This is a genomic window from Lachnoanaerobaculum umeaense (assembly GCF_003589745.1).
Taxonomy (GTDB): Bacteria; Bacillota; Clostridia; order Lachnospirales; family Lachnospiraceae; genus Lachnoanaerobaculum; species Lachnoanaerobaculum umeaense.
Genome location: NZ_CP032364.1, coordinates 1,897,570 through 1,917,237, shown reverse-complemented (window position 1 = coordinate 1,917,237; position 19,668 = coordinate 1,897,570). Strand labels below are relative to the sequence as shown.

The following is a 19,668-nucleotide window of genomic DNA, read 5'->3' as shown; positions in this document are numbered from 1 at the left end:
AGTGTATTTATCTCAAAAAGAAAAGAGGTTTATATGGATAGTAAGAAGAAAAGAAAAATAGTTTCAATAGTTATAGTAACAATTCTAGTTCTGTCAATGGTAGTGCCACTAGTGGCGGCTATCAAAGGGTTTTAAAATAATATTGAGAGGATAAGGAGACAGTTGAAGAAAAACATAGTGAATATAACAGTTTCAATGGCTGTTTTTATGGCTATTTTGGGACTTAGTGTAAGCACAGGGGCAGGTAGATTTGATATTAGTGCAGCCAATGAGGAGACGCTTGCTGATGATGTGATTTTGGAAGGTGGGCAAATATCAACGGATAGTGATGCTACACCTGAGAGCCAAAATGAGGTTGCTGATGATGGTATAAAAGCTGAAAAAAGGCTTCCACAGGGATTTAGTGTAACGGGTTTTGATGATATTAAAACAATGTATGCACTTGAAGATGCATTGACAAATATTCAAAATAGAATTAATGAAAAGAATTTTATTTTGGAATTTAATGGAGAAAAAGTAGAAGCAAGCTATGCGGAGATTGGGACAAATATAGAAAATAAAGATGCCATATTAGAGGAGGCACAAAAATATACCTCCGGAAATATGATTGATAGATTTGCAAAGAGTTCGGTTCTCTTAGAAACTCCTGAAAGTATTACTCCAAATATCTCTTTTGATGAGGATGCATTGAATGCATTCTTGGAAAGAGCAAACAGTACCAATCCAAATGCACCGGCAAATGCTACTATAAAAAGAGTAAATGATGCATTTGAGATAACTCCGGAGCATGACGGATATGCTATAGATAATGAATCCACTGTAGCAAAACTTAAAGAAGCAGTTTTAAAGGATGGAGAAGAGACTATAGTTGCAGAGCTTACAAAGCATACAGCTACAGTAAAAGCGGAAGATCTAAAAGATATTAAGGATGTTTTGGGAACTTTTACTACAAATTATTCATCATCATCATCTGAGAGAGCTACAAATATTGCAGTTGGTACGGAAAAGATGGATGGTGTGCTTTTGATGCCGGGAGAAACTTTGTCAGGCTATGAAAAAATGCATCCTTTTACAATCAAAAATGGATATAAAATGGCAAAGGCATATGCAAACGGTTTAGTAGTGGACAGTGTAGGTGGTGGAGCTTGTCAAATTGCTACTACCTTGTATGAGGCGTCATTGAGAGCAGAGATAACGATTACAGAGAGAAAGAATCACTCTATGATAGTTGGTTATGTACAGCCAAGTGGTGATGCTGCGATAGCAGGAGACTATAAGGATATAAAGGTGACAAATAATAGAAGCACACCGATTTATGTGGAGGCTATTACATCAGGAAGAAATGTAACATTCACTATTTGGGGTAAAGAAGACAGACCTTCAAATAGAAGTATTGAATTTGAGTCTGAGGTAATCAGTGAGACTGCTAAGGGTAAAACATATATAGATGATCCTTCAAAGCCTAGCGGCTATTTAAGAAAACAGTCAGATGGACATAGAGGAAGAGTCTCAAAACTTTGGAAAGTTGTCAAGGAAGACGGTGTTGAAGTAAGTAGAGAGCTTGTATCAAGTGATACTTATATGATGGCAAATGATGTATATATAAGGGGAACAGGAGCAGCAGCAGCACCACCACCTGCACCGGCTGAAACAAATCCTGAGGAACCAACAGAGAATACAGCTCCTACAGATTCTGTACCGGAAGAGACAACGCCTGCACCGGATGTAAGTTTGGGACCCGGTTTTAATCCGGATATAACTCAAGGTCAGTAATGAAAAAATATATAGTATTTTGTGGATATGCAGGATTAAAGGGTACTCTTAGATTAATAAGAGAATACTATGATGATTTAAGTAGGTATTTTAATAAGATATATTTAGAGAGTATATTAGAGCATATTGAAAATAGAGGTTATTATGGGAGATATTTATCTCCCATATCTAATGATAGATCAATTAAAGGGCCTGTAGATATAAATAGTATATTTGCAGGCTTTAGTGATAGAATATCGGATGTAAAAGAGGGAGGTATATTAAAGTCAATATATACACTTGCCAAATCCTTAGGTTGCGGTTTCGAAATAGAGATAAAAAAAATAACTGCAATTCAGATTTGTATTGAAATTTGTGAGTATTTTGGACTTAATATATATAGACTTTTAAGTGAAGGAAAACTTATTATAACTGAAGATCCTATATCAGTTTGTAAATTTTTAGATGAAAATGGGGTCGCTGCACAGATAATAGGTCATCTAAGTGATACTCCGGATAAAATAATAGTTGATAAAGAGGCTATTGAGTATGTGAATAGGCCTACAGATGATGAAATTTTTAAGGTGATAAAAGATGAGAGAGAAAATACTGTCAATAATTGAGAAAAATTCTAGAATTGATATTGTAGAACTTGCTATTTTATTGGGTGAAGATGAAGTAGCTGTTGCAAATGAGATTGCAAATATGGAAAAGGAAGGTGTGATATGTGGTTATCATACTTTGATAAATTGGGAAAAAACAGCTAATGAAAAGGTTAATGCACTTATTGAGGTAAGAGTTACTCCACAAAGGGGAATGGGTTTTGATAATATTGCGGAAAGAATTTATCAGTTTTCAGAAGTCAGTGCAATATATTTGATGAGTGGAGCATTTGACTTTACAGTATTTATTGAGGGCAGAACCATGAGAGAGGTTGCACAATTTGTCTCAGATAAGTTGGCACCTATGGATTCCGTACTTTCAACTGCAACACATTTTGTATTGAAGAAATATAAAGACCATGGAACAATATTATCTGCAAAGAAAAAAGATGAGAGGCAGCTGATAACACCATGAGAGACCCGATATCAAAAAAAATAAAATCAATAAAACCTTCAGGTATCAGAAAGTTTTTTGATATAGTAAATACTATGGAGGATGCTATATCCTTAGGTGTGGGTGAGCCTGATTTTGATACGCCATATTTTATAAGGGATGCAGGTATATATTCTCTAGAAAAGGGAAAGACTTTCTACACATCAAACTCAGGTTTGATGGAGCTTAGAGAAGAAATCAGAAAATATCTCATTAGAAAACTTAATGTAGAGTATGACCCAAAAGATGAAATGATTATTACAGTGGGAGGATCTGAGGGTATTGATATAGCCCTTAGAGCAATGATTGATAGTGATGATGAAGTGCTGATACCACAGCCTTCATATGTATCCTATGAGCCTTGTACAATACTTGCAGGCGGAAATCCGGTAATAATAGATTTAAAAGCAGAGGATGGCTTTAAATTAAAGGCAGATCAGATTCTTGAAAAGATTACTGATAAAACAAAAATACTTATTTTACCTTTTCCCAACAATCCTACCGGTTCTATATTAAATATAGATGAATTAAAAGACATAGCTAAAGTATGTATAGAGAAGGATTTATATGTGATTTCTGATGAGATATACTGTGAGCTTACATATGAGGGAGAGCATGCCTCAATAGTACAAATAGAGGGTATGAAGGAAAGAACTATTTTGATAAACGGTTTTTCAAAATCATATGCTATGACAGGTTGGAGACTTGGGTATGCCACAGGTCCAAAGGAAATAATTGCTCAGATGACAAAAATTCACCAGTACGCTATAATGTGTGCTCCTACTACAAGTCAATATGCAGCAGTGGAAGCACTGATACATGGTGATATAGAGGTAGCAAAAATGAGAGAATCTTACAACCAAAGAAGAAGATACTTGCTGCACCGATTCGAAGAGCTTGGTATGACCTGTTTCGAACCACAAGGTGCGTTTTATGTATTTCCAAGTATAAAAAAATTCAATATGACATCAGAAGAATTTGCAACAAAACTTTTGGAAGAACAAAAGATTGCCATAGTACCGGGAACAGCTTTTGGCGATAGCGGAGAGGGATATGTAAGAGTATCGTATGCTTACTCCATGGAGAGACTTAAGGAAGCAATTTCAAGAATTGAAAAATTTGTAAGGAGTCTTTCATGAATATAGTTTTACTTGAGCCTGAGATACCTGCAAATACCGGTAATATTGGTAGAAGCTGCGTTGCGACAAATACAAGACTACATCTTATCGAACCTCTAGGTTTTAGAATCAATGAAAAGCAGATAAAGCGTGCAGGTATGGACTACTGGGATAAGTTGGATATTAATATATATTCAGATCTTGAAGATTTTTATGAAAAAAATCTTGCGGCAAAGGAGCATATGTATTTTGCTACTACTAAGGCACATCATACCTATAAGGAAGCTAAGTATAATCCTGATGATTATATAATGTTTGGAAAGGAAAGTGCCGGTATACCTGAGGAGATTCTTTCAGATAATGAGGATAAATGTATCAGAATACCTATGTGGGGAGATATCAGAAGTTTGAATTTATCAAATTCGGTAGCTATTATTCTATATGAAGCATTATCGCAAAACGGATTTGAGAAGATGCAACTGACAGGAGAATTACATAGACTGACATATAAATAATAAAAAACTCCAGACCGTTTGGAATGGAGTTTTTATTATATTAATGTTTTTCATATAGATAGTCATCATTTTGCTTTGGTGGTTTCTCATTTAGATTTCCAACATCAAAAGTAGTTTCATCAGAAAGATCGTTCTGATTATTTTCCTGTTCTTCAACCGGAATATCATTTATTTCAGTACCTTCAGCAGAAACAAGTTTGGTTTGATTTACTTCACTATTGTTAAATTCAACCTCACCCTCATTTCCGGCAGTATCGGAAACATATGCTTTTATAGAATATGTATCAAATTCAAATGTTGCTCTACCGCCTTCCTCATCTATTTTTGAAGGCTTCAGCTTTTTATCATTACTGTCTATTGCATATATGCTATCATAGTCAATATCGGAGTGTCCGTCCTCAAAAGTTATATTTAGAATCCCCTTTTTTACCAGTTGAGCAAATATGGTTGGTGCTGTAGAGTCAATACTGTCTATTCTATCATATATGGTTTGAGACATAGTATTAAGATTTGTAGCTACAATCTCTAATGTACCGTTATGTGTTGCTGTAGCCACATAGGTATTACCATTTTTGGTATAGGAGAGAGGTGCCTCATCAAGAGTCATTGTAAAACTCTGCAAAGGAAAGAAACTCTTTTGAGTAACTCTGATTTCTACAGACCTTGAATCAGGATTCTCCACTATAGAAAGTTCAAACTTCGGCTGTGAGGTTACAACAAAAAATATGATTACATTTACGAATATAAATGCTATTATATACTTGAGTTTTGAAAACTTACTTTTTTTAGGTTTTTCATTTACATTAACTTCATCTGACATAGATTTTCCTCACTTTCACTTGTACAAGCAATCTTTGACTAGAATAACAGACTTAAAAAGAAACTTCAAGTTAAAATTGCACATAATATAAATATAATAGGGCAAAGGAGTTAATATGATAGAAAAAGCAGTAGAATTTGCAATAAAGGCACATGAAGGTCAAGTTAGAAAAGGTAGCACAGTACCATATATCAATCATCCTCTTGAGGTATGCACTATAGTATCTCTCATGACTGATGATGAAGAGGTAAGAGTAGCAGCCTTACTGCATGATACTGTAGAGGATACGTCTGTAACTATAGAGGAAATCAAGAGAAATTTTGGTGAGAGGGTTGCATCTATGGTAGCAAAAGAATCAGAGGATAAGTCAAAGTCATGGATTGAAAGGAAGATGAATACATTAGATACTTTGATAAATGAACCGATAGAGGTTAAGATGATAGCTTTAGGAGATAAATTGTCGAATATCAGAAATTCTGCAAGAGATTATCTAAGCTTGGGAGATGAGTTTTTATTAAGGTTCAATGAAAAAGACAAGGTAAAGCAAGGGAAGTACTACTATGGAATTTTGGAGGCATTGAAAGACTTGAAAGATAATGTGTTTTACAAGGAATATGAAGGACTTTGTAATTTTGTTTTTGGAGATGTGAAAGAGAAAATATGAAAGACGGTTTTATAAGAGTTTCAAGTGTGTCACCTGATATTAAGGTAGGTGATGTAGAGTTTAATAAGGAAAGTATAAAAAAAGCTATAGAAAAGGAATGGGAAAACAAGAGTGGTATAATAGTTTTTCCTGAGCTTTGTTTGACGGCATATACATGTAATGACTTGTTTTTTCAAGATATACTCATTAGAGAGGCTAAGAAGGCTCTAAAAGAGATAGTTGATTTTACAAAGGGACATAAATCACTTGTATTTATAGGTTTGCCTTGGGATTATAGTGGAAAATTGTATAATGTAGTGGCAGCAATATCAAATGGAGAACTTCTTGGACTTATAAATAAGATTAATTTGCCAAACTATGGAGAATTTTACGAGGAGAGATATTTTAACAGAGGATTTGAGAATCCTGTGTGGGTAGAATTATTTGACGATGTAATTCCTATGGGATCAAAAATATTATTCCATTGCTCAAATATTCCGGAACTTGTTATAGCAGGTGAAGTATGTGAAGATCTTTGGGTTGCGAATCCCCCAAGTATAGCACATGCACTTGCAGGTGCAAATGTTATTATCAATGCTTCCGCATCAAATGATATAGTTGGTAAAAAGTCATATAGAGACAGTTTGATAAGCAATCATTCAAAGAGGCTTATATGTAGTTATATCTATGCAAATGCCGGTGAAGGTGAGTCAACTCAAGATTTGGTATTCGGAGGACAAGGAATAATAGCAGAAAATGGTAAGATTTTGGCGGAAAGTACCAGATTTAAAAATGAGGCTGTAAGGATAGAGATAGATGTAAATCGACTCAATATGGAACGAAGAAAACAGACCACATTCAAAATAGATGATGACTCTGATTATTATAAAAAAGATTATTTTAAAATGGAGTTTGAGCTTGAGAATGAAGAATTTGAGCTGATAAGGACATTTGATCCAAAACCATTTGTACCGGATGATATATCAAAGAGAAAGGAAAGATGTGAGGAAATTCTTACAATACAGGCACTTGGATTGAAAAAGAGAATGCTGCATACAGGAGCAAAGAATGTCATTCTTGGAATCTCAGGAGGTCTTGATTCAACTTTGGCACTGCTTGTATGTGCAAAGACATATGAGATGTTAGGATTTGATAAAAGTGGTATAAAGGCTATTACAATGCCGGGCTTTGGAACTACAGACAGAACCTATAATAATGCTTGTGAACTTACAAAGAGTTTTGGTGCTACACTTGAAGAGATTTCTATAGTAGAGTCTATAAAGAGGCATTTTTTGGATATCAAGCATGATATAACTGTAAAGAATATTACATATGAGAATGCACAGGCAAGAGAGAGGACACAGATCCTTATGGATATTGCCAACAGAGACAATGGTCTGGTGGTAGGTACCGGTGATTTATCAGAGCTGGTACTTGGATGGGCAACCTATAATGGTGATCATATGTCGATGTATGGTGTCAATGCATCTATTCCAAAAACATTGGTGAGACATCTGGTTAACTATTATGCAGATACTACTGAGGATAAGAGGATAGCGAATATATTGTATGATATTTTGGATACACCGGTTTCACCTGAACTTTTACCGCCGGAGAATGGTAAGATAGTACAAAAGACAGAGGACTTGGTAGGACCTTATGAGTTACATGATTTCTTTTTATACAATGCACTGCGTTTTGGCTTTATGCCTTCTAAGATATATATGATGGCAAAAAGGGCATTTAAAGATCAGTATGATGCTGAAACAATAGCTAAATGGTTAAATGTGTTCTATTCAAGATTTTTTGCACAGCAGTTTAAAAGATCTGCATTGCCTGACGGTCCGAAAGTTGGAAGTATAGCAATATCTCCAAGGGGAGATCTTAGAATGCCAAGTGATGCCAGCAGAGCATTGTGGCTAAAGGATTTGGAAAATATAAATATCTGAGTGGAAGTATATAGGAGAAGATAATGATTACTTCATCAGGAAATAAAAAGATAAAAGATTTGGCGGCATTGATAAAAAAAAGTAGTGCCAGAAAAAAGCAAAATGCCTATATTATTGAGGGTATTAGAATGTTTAGAGAGCTGCAAAGAGATGAGATATTGGATGTTTATGTAGGCGAAAACTTTGAAGCTGAAAATAAGGACTTACTATCTGAAATATACCCTCAATATGAAACAGTAAGTGATAGAATATTTGAATCAATATCTGATACCAAGACGCCACAAGGAGTAATGGCTGTTGCAAAGAGAAAAGAATATACACTGGATGATATTTTGAGAACGAAAGATGATCCACATAATCTACTTATATTGGACAGTTTGCAGGATCCGGGCAATTTGGGAACATTGGTCAGAGCAGGTGAGGGAGCCGGAATTACTGGAATTATAATGAATGAAACTACTGTTGATATATATAATCCCAAGGTTATTCGTTCTACTATGGGTTCTATTTTTAGAGTTCCATTCATATATGTGAAAGACTTAAAAGAAACTGTAGCAAAGCTTTATTCGAAAAAAATAGATATTTATGCAAGCAGTCTTGAAGGAGCCATAGAATATGATTGTATGGATTATACAAAAGATACTGCATTCATAATAGGAAACGAGGCAGCAGGAATATCAAAGGAAATATTGGATATTGTGGAAAACAAGGTGAAAATTCCTATGCTTGGCAAGGTTGAGTCTTTGAATGCAGCAGTGGCAGGTAGTATACTTATGTATGAAGTTTTTAGACAGAGAAGAAAATGATTTGAATTTTTATGCAGACAAATTAATATTTATATGATATACTGTTGAAATATCAAGAAAGGGGTATATTTATGAATTTATTTGGAAGACATTTTCTGACTTTAAAGGATTTTTCAAGAGAAGAGATAGCGTATTTACTGGATTTATCAGCAAAACTTAAGGCGGATAAGAAAAAAGGTATTAACGGAGACAGATTAAAGGGTAAAAATATAGCTCTTTTATTTGAAAAGCCCTCAACAAGGACAAGATGTGCCTTTGTTGTAGGAGCAAGAGATGAGGGAGCATTCCCTGAGTATCTTGGTAAAGATGATATACAGCTTGGACATAAGGAGAGTGTTGCAGATACTGCAAGGGTACTTGGAAGGATGTTTGATGGAATAGAGTTTAGAGGCTTTAAACATTCCACATTGGAAGAATTGGCAAAGTATGCAGGTGTGCCGGTATGGAACGGACTTACAGATGAATATCATCCGACTCAGATTTTGGCAGATCTTCTTACAATGAAGGAGCATTTTGGAAAGGTAGAAGGACTTAATTTTGTGTATATTGGAGATGGCAGAAACAATATGGCAAACTCTCTGATGATTGGAATGACAAAGCTTGGTGTAAATATGACAGTATTAGCACCAAAAACACTTTGGCCGCTTAAGGAACTGGTGGATTTATGTGAGGGCTATGCGAAAACTTCCGGGGCAAAACTCACTATAAGTGAAGATATAGATGCTGTTAAGGATGCTGATGTAATATATACAGATGTTTGGGTGTCAATGGGTGAAGAGGATAAGGCGAAAGAAAGGATTGAGCTTTTGAAACCTTATCAAGTCAATATTGATTTAATGAATAAAACAGGAAAGGAAAGTACGATATTTATGCACTGTCTGCCAGCCATAAAGGGATATGAGGTGACTGAGGATGTCTTTGAAAGTGCAAAATCAGTAGTATTCGATGAGGCTGAAAACCGTATGCATACTATTAAGGCAGTGATGGTAGCTACATTAGGTAAGGGAGATGACAAGTAGAAGGAAGCAGGGTTTTCTTTTTATCAGGGATGTACTGCATGTTATTTTGGCATTTGTTATCATTATAATGGTTGTATTTGCTTTTTTATCACCAAGTAAATATGCAATATTTTTTCCACTGATTTTTTTACTGTTTTCCATCAGTTGTTTATTGGATGCGGTAAAATACTTTAAGAATGAAGAACATCTAAAGTGTAGTTTTTTAAAAGCAATGGGAATGTTTCTATTATTTTTATTTATGCTTTTGATGTCTACTGTAGGATTTTTGAATCTATAAAGAAATGCACTTGAAGATAAGGTTTATTTTCAAGTGCATTTTAAATTTTAGCTGAAGTGTAAATGTTAATTCAACTTAAAAAAGTAAAATCATGTAAGTTGCATTTAGTGTTACAAAAGCAAAGAAATATAGCATTTATACTACTATAAAGATGCAATAAGTGTTACAATATAAGTGTTATATGGAGCTATTTAGGTGCATATAAGTCGTTTTTTTGAATGACAAGTAAGCGGACTTTAGTCGATTTTTTTTGAGTGTAGGACTAAATTCCACTTGTAAGATACCATTATGAGACACCCTGACAGCTACCTATAATTAGAGTTATCTATTTTTCAGAAGATAGGGTTTTAAAATAATCCTATCTTTTTCAATTTCTCTGATACCAAATGTCATCAGCTTTTCATAGAGATCATGGTACATGAAGGATGCCACCTCTAAAGGACTCTTGCCACCAAATTTTTCAACAGGTGCAGAATTTATATGGCTTATAACAAGATTAAGAGAATGTTGATCCGTTAAACCAATAGATCTCAAATCTGTTTGTTTTGGAAGGATATAGCGTAGTTGAATGTGATTGTTTTCAAGAGAACCTTTCTGCCCTGATTGCATAGGATCACAATAGAATATCCTAGTGCGTGTGGAGCCATCCATATCTGTTTCCATATCCTTTGCTGCATAAAATTCAGAACCTCTATCAGTTAGTAAAACATTTACATATTTTCTAAATACATCTTTGCCAAGAATAGTCTCTAATGTATTTACTCCATCTTTCATAGCAGAGGATGTTTTTTCAGTTTGATAGAGTGCGAATAAGATGCCTGATGGAATAAATTTGAAAGTCTGAATAAATGGTCCAGTGGTTTCGTCGTTATAGACTGTATCCATTTGAGTTATAAGAGCATTCGGATTGTCATCAATGTATATCTTATAATCATTATATGTACGTCCAATCAGATGTTTATTATCTGCTCTTTTTTTAAATTTCTTTGATTTCTTTTTTGAAGGTTTTCTTGAGACTTGTCGTCTAAGGTCAAGGACAGTTATACCGGCTATCTCATGAAACACCTCACCTTCTATGTAGTTGTACAGTGTTTTCTCAGATATACCAAGTTCAGGATGTGAAGCAAGTATCTGATATGGAGATAGCCCTTGTTTAAGTAGAGGAGCTATAGTATTGGCTAGATCTTTAGCCTGCTTTGCGGTTAGATTCACACCCTGCCTAGAGTCTACTAGTGTATATCTATAATCTAACCAAGCATCTTGTGGGGAATAGTCATACTTATCGAAGCGACAATGCCTCCGATTACTACAGCCATTGCAGGCACCGGGAGAGCGGTCACGCCTCTTGCAGTAGAATGGAGAAAAAAGTATACATTCAGTAGTACATTTACGTCCAAAAGGGCATTTCTTGTAGTTATTACATTCAAGAGGCATACTACATCTGTGAGTCAACTTACGATGCAACTTAATTTCCTTACAAACAGTAGACTTGTTTTTACCTATAGTTTTAGCGATAGCAGTTTTAGTGGAACTATTAGTTATGCCGGCGAGTATAATGTGTCTATCTTCGAGTGTTAAGTGATAAAAAGAATTTAAAGATTTTATATTAATACCTACCTTTCTGGTAGCTGTCTTACATAAAGTGTACTACTAAATGCAACTATTGTAAAAGTTGAAATATGTGTAAGACTAAATGCAACTTTAATATAGGGATAGTGGAAATAAACTTTTCACCCTAGGATTTTAAATTTTAAGAATATAAAAACTTGATTTTTTTAGCCGAGTAGTCTAATATTCTTATAGTGCCTGATTCATGTTTTTTACAGGTTCGGCATAAAATTAAAAGGATGAGGTTTAGTTATGGCTTTTAACCATAAATCAGTGCTTTTGGATGAAGTGATAGAATCTTTGAATATAAAAGCTGACGGATACTATGTAGACTGTACTTTAGGCGGTGGCGGACATGCCCTAGAGGTGGTTAAAAGACTGGATAATGGCAAGCTTATAGGTATTGACCAAGATGCAGATGCCATAAAAGCTGCTACACAAAGATTGATTGATTATAGTAAACATGTTATTATTATAAGAGATAATTATGTCAATATACAGTATATATTAGAGAGAGAAAACATAAGCCGGGTTGATGGTATATATATCGACCTTGGCGTATCATCATATCAGTTGGACACTGCTGAGAGAGGATTTACCTACAGATTTGATGCACCGCTTGATATGAGAATGGATGATAGAAATGAGCTTAAGGCTTCGGATATTGTAAATAACTATTCTGAGACTGAGCTTTTTCATATTATCAGAGATTATGGAGAGGACAGATTTGCAAAGAATATTGCAAAGCATATAGTAGAATATAGGGATAAAAAAAGAATTGAAACCACATTTGAATTGGTGGATATTATAAAATCTGCTATTCCTATGAAAATACAGATTACAGGTGGTCATCCGGCAAAAAGGACATTTCAGGCTATAAGAATTGAATTAAATAAAGAGCTTGAAGTGCTTACCGAATCTATAAATGTAATGATTGATTTGTTGAAACCGGGTGGTAGGCTGTCTATTATCACATTCCATTCACTTGAGGATAGAATAGTGAAGCAGGCATTCAAAAAAGCGGAATCACCATGTGTCTGTCCAAAGAAATTTCCTGTCTGTGTTTGTGGAAACAAATCAAAGGGAAGAGTGATTACGAGGAAGGCTATATTGCCCGGAGAGAATGAGTTGGAAGAAAATTCCAGATCAAAGAGTGCTAAACTTAGGGTATTTGAAAAGGGAGTCTAAATGAAAGAAGTTAATAAGAAAAAGCAAGGAATTAAGAGAAAGACCGGAGTAGGGACAGAATATTATATTGAAGGTAATGCTGTAAGAAAAGTGGAGACACAAATTCCACAAAGAGAAACGGATGGTAATGAATTTTCAAAGAAAAAGAAATCAATAAGGAAAAGGCAAGAAAATACTACTTCTATGAGCTTTTCTCATTTGATGACGATGTCAGTAGCTATGTTGGTAGTACTTGTATTATGTGTAAATTATATTTCAATACAATCCAAGTTGACTTCTACTATTAGGCAGACGCAGATAAAGGAGTCAGAGCTTGAGAATCTGAAAAATGAAAATGATGCTGCTGAGGCTGATATTGCATTATATGTTGATTTGGACCACATATATGATGTGGCTACAAATAGGTTGGGTATGATTTATGCAAAGAAGAGTCAAGTTATAACATACGAGAAAACGGAAAGTGAATATGTCAGACAATTTGAAGACATCCCCAAATAAAAAGGGGACCAATAAAAAAGGTGGGGACGGAAATATTTCAATACCTACGGATGTTTTGCAGGGGAGGCTTACAATTATCCTGGTGTTAATAGGGATAGCCTTCGCTGCATTGTTTTTTAAAATCCTTATGTTACAAAAAAACAATGCAGTTGAATATAATAAAAAGATACTTTCACAGTTTAAATATGAATCCAAAGAAATACCCTATAAAAGAGGGGATATTCTGGATAGAAATGGAACATATATTGCTACAAGTGAAAAAGTTTATGATTTGATTTTGGATGCAAAACAAATAAATTCAAATCAGGATAAGTATTTGGAAGCTACAGTTAATTTGCTTAGTGAATTTTTTGGATATAGTACAGATGAACTTAGAAATGTTATTGCAGAAAAATCTGATAATTATTATGTAGTATATGCAAAAAATATTTCATATGAGCAAAAGATTCAATTTGAAGAAAAAGTAGAAGAGTTTAGAAAAACACAAAAAGAGGCGAAAGAACCTAAAGAGATAAAAGGAGTATGGTTTGAAGCAAAGTACAAAAGAATGTATCCTTATGGTTCTACAGCATGCAATGTTATAGGGTTTTCCGGAGATGAAAGTTCGAAGGGATATGCAGGGATAGAGCAGTATTATAATGATACATTGACAGGAATATCAGGTAGAGAATATGGATACCTAAACGACAGGTCATCTCTTGAAAGAATCTTTAAAGATCCTATTGATGGCAATATGGTGGTTTCTACAATAGATTTAAATATTCAAAAGATTGTAGAGAAATATATCAATGAATGGCAAAACTCAACAGGCTCAAATATGACTGCTGCCATAGTTATGAATCCTAATAATGGAGAGATACTGGCAATGGCTACAAGCAGAACTTTTGACTTAAACAATCCAAGAGATTTAAATCCTTATTACTCTCAAGAACAACAGGATGCTATGGATGATAAGGCAAAAGGGGAGGCACTTAATAATATATGGAGAAATTACACAGTCAGTGATACATATGAACCTGGTTCACCGTCAAAGGTATTTACAGTGGCATCTGCTATGGAAGAGGGCGCAATAAATGGAAATGAAAGCTATAACTGTAGAGGATTCGAGGAAATAGGTGGCTGGAAGATAAGATGTGCAAACAGGAATGGACATGGTGATATTAATGTTACAGAGGCACTTATGGAGTCATGCAATGTGGCTATGATGGACATTTCCAGAGCAGAGGGTGGTAAGAAATTTTATGAATATCAAAAAGTGTTTGGATTTGGACTAAAGACAGATATAGATTTACCGGGAGAAGCTGATACAAGTAGCTTGGTACATACAGCCGAAAATGCAGGTGCAACAGATTTGGCTACCAATTCATTTGGACAGAATTATAATACTACAATGATACAAGTTGCAGCGGCATATTCATCTGTTGTAAATGGAGGTTCATACTATAAACCTCATGTGGCTAAACAGATTTTGAACTCTAAGGGTGCAGTAATAAAAAATATAGACCCTGAGCTTGTAAGAGAGACTGTATCCGCACATACCACAATATTTATAAATGAAGCACTTAGAAGAACTGTAGCAGAGGGTACAGGTGGTGCTGCTGCAGTTGCAGGATATGATGTAGGTGGAAAGACCGGAACTGCAGAAAAATACCCAAGAGGTAATGGAAACTATCTTGTTTCATTTATAGGAAGTGTACCTGCACAGAGTCCCGAGGTGGTATGCTATGTGCTTGTGGATACTCCACATGTAGCAGACCAGGCAAGATCAGCATATGCAAGTTCTCTATTTTCAAAAATTATGACAGAGGTATTGCCATATATGAATATATATTCTAATGTGGATGAGGGTATAGATGTTAGCTCATTCCCTTCAGCAGAGGGTATTACCGACAGTTCTACTCAAACTGAAGCTGAAACGAAGGTATACTCCAGAGAGGAAGTAATACCAAATGATGGAGAAAACGACTTGCCGGGAGCACCTGCAGGGGAGACACAAGAATAAAATATTTGGAGATATTATGTTAAAAGATACATTGATAGCATTATTGATAGGATTTTTTGTTACAACCGTAGTTTGTCCTTTTTTTATACCGATTTTACATAGATTTAAGTTTGGACAGATGGTAAGAGATGATGGGCCGAAGGACCATTTGAAAAAAACAGGTACTCCTACTATGGGAGGTATAACCTTCATCATAGGTATACTGGCTGGAAGTGCTTTTCTAATATCAAGGTATAGAGATGTAGTAGTAGTATTTTTATTTACAGTATCATATGGTATAATAGGGCTTTTAGATGATATGCTGAAGATAAAGAAAAAGCAGTCTGAAGGTCTGAAGTCATCACAAAAATTTATACTTCAACTTGTAGTAAGTGTTATTTTTATAATATATCTTTATAAAATATACGGTTTTGATTATGGTATTTTAATCCCGTTCACAGGTTCATTTGATAGCGGTATAATATTAAAGCTGGGTATAATATGGATACCTTTTGCATTATTTGTAATACTTGGTACAGATAATGGAGTTAATTTTACTGACGGACTGGATGGTTTATGCTCTTCAGTTACTATTATTGTAGCAATATTTTTTATGCTTATAGGACTGAAGGGAGGATTTAGTGTAACTCCGATAACCGGTGCAGTTATAGGCAGTCTTATGGGATTTTTGATATTTAATGCTTATCCTGCAAAGGTATTTATGGGAGATACGGGATCGTTGGCATTGGGAGGATTTGTGGCATCATATGCTCTTATGTGTCAAATACCTGTTTTTATTGCGATAGTTGGCTTTATATATATGATAGAGGTAATATCAGTTATAATACAGGTGGGATATTTTAAGGCAACCAAGGGTAAAAGGTTTTTCAAAATGGCACCTATACATCATCATTTTGAACTTTGTGGCTGGTCTGAAACAAAGACTGTAACAGTGTTTAGCATAATTACTGTAATACTTGGTATTTTAGTTTATCTGTTTATGTAGGAGGCAATATGATTGGAGTTGCAGGCTTAGGCAAGAGCGGAATATCCGCAGCCAACTTGCTTTTGAAAAATAATGAAGAGATAATGCTTTTTGACAGCAATAAAGAGCTTAGCAAAGAAGAAATATTGAATAAATTTGAAAAGAGCTGTCACAATAAGATAAAAATTGTTCTTGGTGATTTGAAAAGGGATGCTCTAGAAGATATATCATACTTCGTTATAAGTCCGGGAATTGATTTGGAAGTGGAATTTGTAAAGATTTTAAAATCTAATAACATACCGATATGGAGTGAGATAGAACTTGGATATAAATACTCTAAGGGGGATTTGATTGCAATTACCGGTACAAATGGTAAGACTACCACAACATCACTTGTAGGTGAGATAATGTCAAACTTTGCAAATAGCAGTTTCACAGTAGGAAATATAGGTATACCATATACGGATATAGCTGATAAAACAGATGATTCTTCGGTTACTGTACTTGAAACATCATCATTTCAGCTTGAAACAATTATTGATTTCAGACCGAAGATATCGGCAATACTTAATATAACTCCGGATCATTTAAACAGACATCATACAATGGAAAACTATATAAAAGTAAAAGAAGATATAAGTAGAAATCAGAATGAAAATGATTTTTGTGTATTGAATTATGAGGATACTGCTTTAAGAAAGTTTGCAAATGAAGTAAAGGCTAAGGTTGTATTCTTTTCAAGTAAGAGAAGGCTTGATAAAGGCTTTTATTTAGATAATGACTATATAAAGATGGCTGATAAAGGAACAGTTTTTGAAATATTAGATACAAAGAAGCTTAATATTCTAGGACGACATAATCATGAAAATGTAATGGCTGCTGTGGCTATAGCATATTCATATGGTGTTCCTATGGATATTATTGTAAAAACATGTTACGATTTTCAGGCTGTAGAACATAGAATAGAATTTGTGAAAGAAGTAAATGGAGTAAAATATTATAATGACTCCAAAGGTACAAATCCGGATGCAGCAATACAGGCTGTACGGGCAATGCCTGCAAATACATATGTTATAGCCGGAGGATATGACAAGGGTTCTGAATATGATGAATGGATAGAGAGCTTTGGTAATAAAGTAAAGAAACTTATTCTAATGGGAGCTACGGCAGAGAAGATAGCAGAATGTGCTAATAGGCATGGCTTTTATGATATAGAGATAGTGGACAGTATGGAAGAAGCAGTAAATCACTGTGCAATATTAGCAAAACCTGGAGAATATGTACTGCTTTCACCTGCCTGTGCCAGTTGGGGTATGTTCAAAAATTATGAGGAACGAGGAAGAGTATTTAAGGTCTGTGTTAGGGAATTAGGATAATATGTCTGATGATAAAAAAAACAAAAAATCTACAAATAGAGAGCTGATTAAAAAAGTAAAAAAGGAAAATATAAAAGTAGAAAGACCGGATAAAAAGAATAAATACAATAAGCCAAATAAGGAAAATAAACAGAAGAAAAAAGTATATCATGATTATAGCCTTGTATTTGCTATTTTCTTTTTGATTGTTTTTGGTCTGATAATGATATATTCTGCAAGTTTCCACTATGCAGATAAGACTTTTAAAGATGCCGCCTATTTTGTAAGAAAACAGTTTATATACTCTATGATTGGTATAGTTCTTATGTTGATAATAGCATATATACCAAAGGGATATGTATACCTCATAAAGCTTTCATATGTTATTTATGGAGCTTCTGTATTTTTTGTTGGATTGGTGCTGGTACTTGGAAGGGTTACAAAGGGCTCAAAAAGATGGCTTAATTTTCGCGGTGTAAATGTTCAGCCATCAGAATTTGCTAAAATAGCGATAATTATTTTATTCTCCTACCTGATAGTAAAGTATAAGAAAGATCTCTACTCAAATGATAAAAAGGTTGCAAACTTTAAATTGTTTATACTATTTCTATATGCGTTTTTTCCTACAATATTAGTAGTGATAGAGAATCTAAGTACTGCTATAATTATTTTCATGATAGCTTTTTGCATGAGCTTTTTGGGAACATCAATGAAAAAATGGCACGCAATAGGTGTAGCAAGTATGTTAGGCTTGATGTTGTTTACAAAAAAGTTTATTAAATTAATATATGGAATTGGATTTAGAGGTTATCGTTTTCAGAGATTGCTTGTTTGGATTGAACCAGAAAAGTATAGTAGAGATGGCGGATATCAAGTAGTACAAGGCTTTTATTCTATCGGTTCAGGTGGACTATTTGGGAAGGGACTTGGTCAGGGCTTACAAAAATTTTTTTTACCTGAGTCACAAAATGATATGATTTTTGCTATTATAGTAGAAGAATTGGGACTTTTTGGAGCTTTAATTCTATTATCATTGTTTACTTTTATAATAATTAGGATGATGAAAATAGTTTCTGAAGTGAGAAGTTCCGAAGGACGCTATCTTGTTATAGGAGTAATCATACATATATCACTACAGGTAATAATGAATATAGCAGTTGTTACAGGAGTACTGCCAAATACCGGAGTATCATTTCCGTTTATAAGTTATGGAGGTAGTTCCATAGTTGCATTATTGATTGAAATGGGTATTGTACTTAATGTGGCAAGGACAATAAAAGTGGATTAATGATATGAAAAAGTTATATGTTGTTTTTTTCTCTATTGCTTTTATAATGGTATTTATATATTCTGTTAGATTGACAAAAATAAATTTTGGGGGTAATACCAGATACAGTGATGAAGAAATGGAAAAAATACTTTTTCCAAATGATTTTACGAAGATCACGCTTTATAATTTTATTAGAAGTAAATTAAAAAAAGACTATAACATACCATTTATTCAGGATATAGATATTTATGTTACAGGCTTGAACAGTGCAGATATTATAGTATATGAAAAAAGTATTGTGGGTTGCGTAAGATATATGAGCTCATATATGTACTTTGATAAAGACGGTATAGTTGTAGAAAGCTCAAACAAACTTTTAGAAGGTATTCCGATAATAGATGGTTTGGACTTTGGGAGAATAGTTCTTTATGAGAAATTGCCAATATCAAATGAGAATGTATTTAATGAGATGCTTGATATAACACAAGTTTTGGTAGGCTATGGAATAACTGTTGACAGAATTACAATTTCTTCAGATAATAATATTACATTATATATGGACAATATTGAAGTTTATCTGGGAGATTCAAGTGAATTAAATGGGAAAATAAATGAATTGAAAGATATATGGGGTAAAATAAAAGATCTATCTGGTATATTATATTTGGATAATTACAATCCTATAAGGGATGACACTACATATACTTTTAGAAAGCGATAAAAGTATTGCTTTTGTTTTTATACAATTATTACATTACACTTTAAGGGAAAATGAGTTGATATTTAAAT

General features: G+C 34.2%; 19 protein-coding genes. 17 read left to right on the top strand and 2 right to left on the bottom strand.

From position 1 onward, the window contains the following. The first annotated feature begins 162 nt into the window (after positions 1 to 162). The 5 genes from D4A81_RS08685 to D4A81_RS08665 are packed head-to-tail and all read left to right on the top strand — an operon-like array spanning position 163 to position 4,480. On the top strand, positions 163 to 1,773 hold the full coding sequence (locus D4A81_RS08685; RefSeq protein ID WP_111524648.1) for a VanW family protein: 1,611 nt from the start codon (positions 163 to 165) through the stop codon (positions 1,771 to 1,773). Then, positions 1,773 to 2,375, top strand: a complete 603-nt coding sequence (locus D4A81_RS08680) for an AIR synthase-related protein (RefSeq protein WP_111524649.1) — start codon at positions 1,773 to 1,775, stop codon at positions 2,373 to 2,375. The genes D4A81_RS08685 and D4A81_RS08680 overlap by 1 nt, the downstream gene beginning before the upstream one ends. Continuing rightward, complete coding sequence (locus tag D4A81_RS08675; protein ID WP_111524650.1) at positions 2,347 to 2,829, top strand: Lrp/AsnC family transcriptional regulator; 483 nt, start codon at positions 2,347 to 2,349, stop codon at positions 2,827 to 2,829. The genes D4A81_RS08680 and D4A81_RS08675 overlap by 29 nt, the downstream gene beginning before the upstream one ends. Beyond that, positions 2,826 to 3,986: an aminotransferase class I/II-fold pyridoxal phosphate-dependent enzyme gene (locus D4A81_RS08670; RefSeq protein ID WP_111524651.1), complete on the top strand. Its 1,161-nt coding sequence runs from the start codon at positions 2,826 to 2,828 to the stop codon at positions 3,984 to 3,986. Before D4A81_RS08675 ends, D4A81_RS08670 begins: the two co-directional genes overlap by 4 nt. After that, positions 3,983 to 4,480 (top strand): tRNA (cytidine(34)-2'-O)-methyltransferase, encoded by a 498-nt coding sequence (locus D4A81_RS08665; RefSeq protein ID WP_111524652.1) that lies wholly within the window; start codon positions 3,983 to 3,985, stop codon positions 4,478 to 4,480. Before D4A81_RS08670 ends, D4A81_RS08665 begins: the two co-directional genes overlap by 4 nt. A 40-nt stretch (positions 4,481 to 4,520) precedes the next feature. Here D4A81_RS08665 and D4A81_RS08660 read toward each other — a convergent pair whose 3' ends face one another. After that, positions 4,521 to 5,300 (bottom strand): hypothetical protein, encoded by a 780-nt coding sequence (locus tag D4A81_RS08660; RefSeq protein WP_111524653.1) that lies wholly within the window; start codon positions 5,298 to 5,300, stop codon positions 4,521 to 4,523. 115 nt (positions 5,301 to 5,415) lie between these two features. On the opposite strand from D4A81_RS08660, the gene D4A81_RS08655 reads away from it, so the two are divergent. From D4A81_RS08655 to D4A81_RS08635, 5 genes are all read left to right on the top strand, one after another. After that, complete coding sequence (locus D4A81_RS08655) at positions 5,416 to 5,964, top strand: HD domain-containing protein (RefSeq protein WP_111524654.1); 549 nt, start codon at positions 5,416 to 5,418, stop codon at positions 5,962 to 5,964. Continuing rightward, positions 5,961 to 7,892: an NAD(+) synthase gene (locus D4A81_RS08650; protein ID WP_111524655.1), complete on the top strand. Its 1,932-nt coding sequence runs from the start codon at positions 5,961 to 5,963 to the stop codon at positions 7,890 to 7,892. The genes D4A81_RS08655 and D4A81_RS08650 overlap by 4 nt, the downstream gene beginning before the upstream one ends. A gap of 23 nt (positions 7,893 to 7,915) precedes the next feature. After that, positions 7,916 to 8,698 (top strand): TrmH family RNA methyltransferase, encoded by a 783-nt coding sequence (locus D4A81_RS08645; RefSeq protein WP_111524656.1) that lies wholly within the window; start codon positions 7,916 to 7,918, stop codon positions 8,696 to 8,698. A gap of 71 nt (positions 8,699 to 8,769) precedes the next feature. Then, positions 8,770 to 9,717 (top strand): ornithine carbamoyltransferase, encoded by a 948-nt coding sequence (argF, locus tag D4A81_RS08640; RefSeq protein ID WP_111524657.1) that lies wholly within the window; start codon positions 8,770 to 8,772, stop codon positions 9,715 to 9,717. Continuing rightward, on the top strand, positions 9,707 to 9,994 hold the full coding sequence (locus D4A81_RS08635) for a hypothetical protein (RefSeq protein WP_111524658.1): 288 nt from the start codon (positions 9,707 to 9,709) through the stop codon (positions 9,992 to 9,994). Before argF ends, D4A81_RS08635 begins: the two co-directional genes overlap by 11 nt. A 321-nt stretch (positions 9,995 to 10,315) precedes the next feature. Here D4A81_RS08635 and D4A81_RS08630 read toward each other — a convergent pair whose 3' ends face one another. After that, a complete protein-coding gene (locus D4A81_RS08630) occupies positions 10,316 to 11,206 on the bottom strand; it encodes a hypothetical protein (protein WP_243111770.1) in 891 nt (296 codons plus the stop codon). Between the two features lie 648 nt (positions 11,207 to 11,854). On the opposite strand from D4A81_RS08630, the gene rsmH reads away from it, so the two are divergent. The 7 genes from rsmH to D4A81_RS08595 are packed head-to-tail and all read left to right on the top strand — an operon-like array spanning position 11,855 to position 19,600. Next, on the top strand, positions 11,855 to 12,790 hold the full coding sequence (gene rsmH, locus D4A81_RS08625; protein WP_111525463.1) for a 16S rRNA (cytosine(1402)-N(4))-methyltransferase RsmH: 936 nt from the start codon (positions 11,855 to 11,857) through the stop codon (positions 12,788 to 12,790). Further along, a complete protein-coding gene (locus D4A81_RS08620; RefSeq protein WP_111525464.1) occupies positions 12,791 to 13,288 on the top strand; it encodes a cell division protein FtsL in 498 nt (165 codons plus the stop codon). Then, positions 13,257 to 15,290, top strand: coding sequence for a peptidoglycan D,D-transpeptidase FtsI family protein (locus tag D4A81_RS08615; RefSeq protein ID WP_111525465.1), 2,034 nt, complete (start codon positions 13,257 to 13,259; stop codon positions 15,288 to 15,290). The genes D4A81_RS08620 and D4A81_RS08615 overlap by 32 nt, the downstream gene beginning before the upstream one ends. 16 nt (positions 15,291 to 15,306) lie before the next feature. Next, a complete protein-coding gene (mraY, locus tag D4A81_RS08610) occupies positions 15,307 to 16,275 on the top strand; it encodes a phospho-N-acetylmuramoyl-pentapeptide-transferase (RefSeq protein ID WP_111525466.1) in 969 nt (322 codons plus the stop codon). Positions 16,276 to 16,283: 8 nt separating this feature from the next. Further along, the gene (gene murD / locus D4A81_RS08605) at positions 16,284 to 17,630 is read left to right on the top strand and encodes a UDP-N-acetylmuramoyl-L-alanine--D-glutamate ligase (protein WP_111525467.1); all 1,347 of its coding nucleotides are present in this window, start codon (positions 16,284 to 16,286) and stop codon (positions 17,628 to 17,630) included. 1 nt (position 17,631) lies between these two features. Further along, positions 17,632 to 18,897 (top strand): FtsW/RodA/SpoVE family cell cycle protein, encoded by a 1,266-nt coding sequence (locus D4A81_RS08600; protein ID WP_111525468.1) that lies wholly within the window; start codon positions 17,632 to 17,634, stop codon positions 18,895 to 18,897. 4 nt (positions 18,898 to 18,901) lie between these two features. Beyond that, positions 18,902 to 19,600, top strand: a complete 699-nt coding sequence (locus D4A81_RS08595) for a cell division protein FtsQ/DivIB (protein ID WP_111525469.1) — start codon at positions 18,902 to 18,904, stop codon at positions 19,598 to 19,600. Positions 19,601 to 19,668 lie beyond the last annotated feature (68 nt).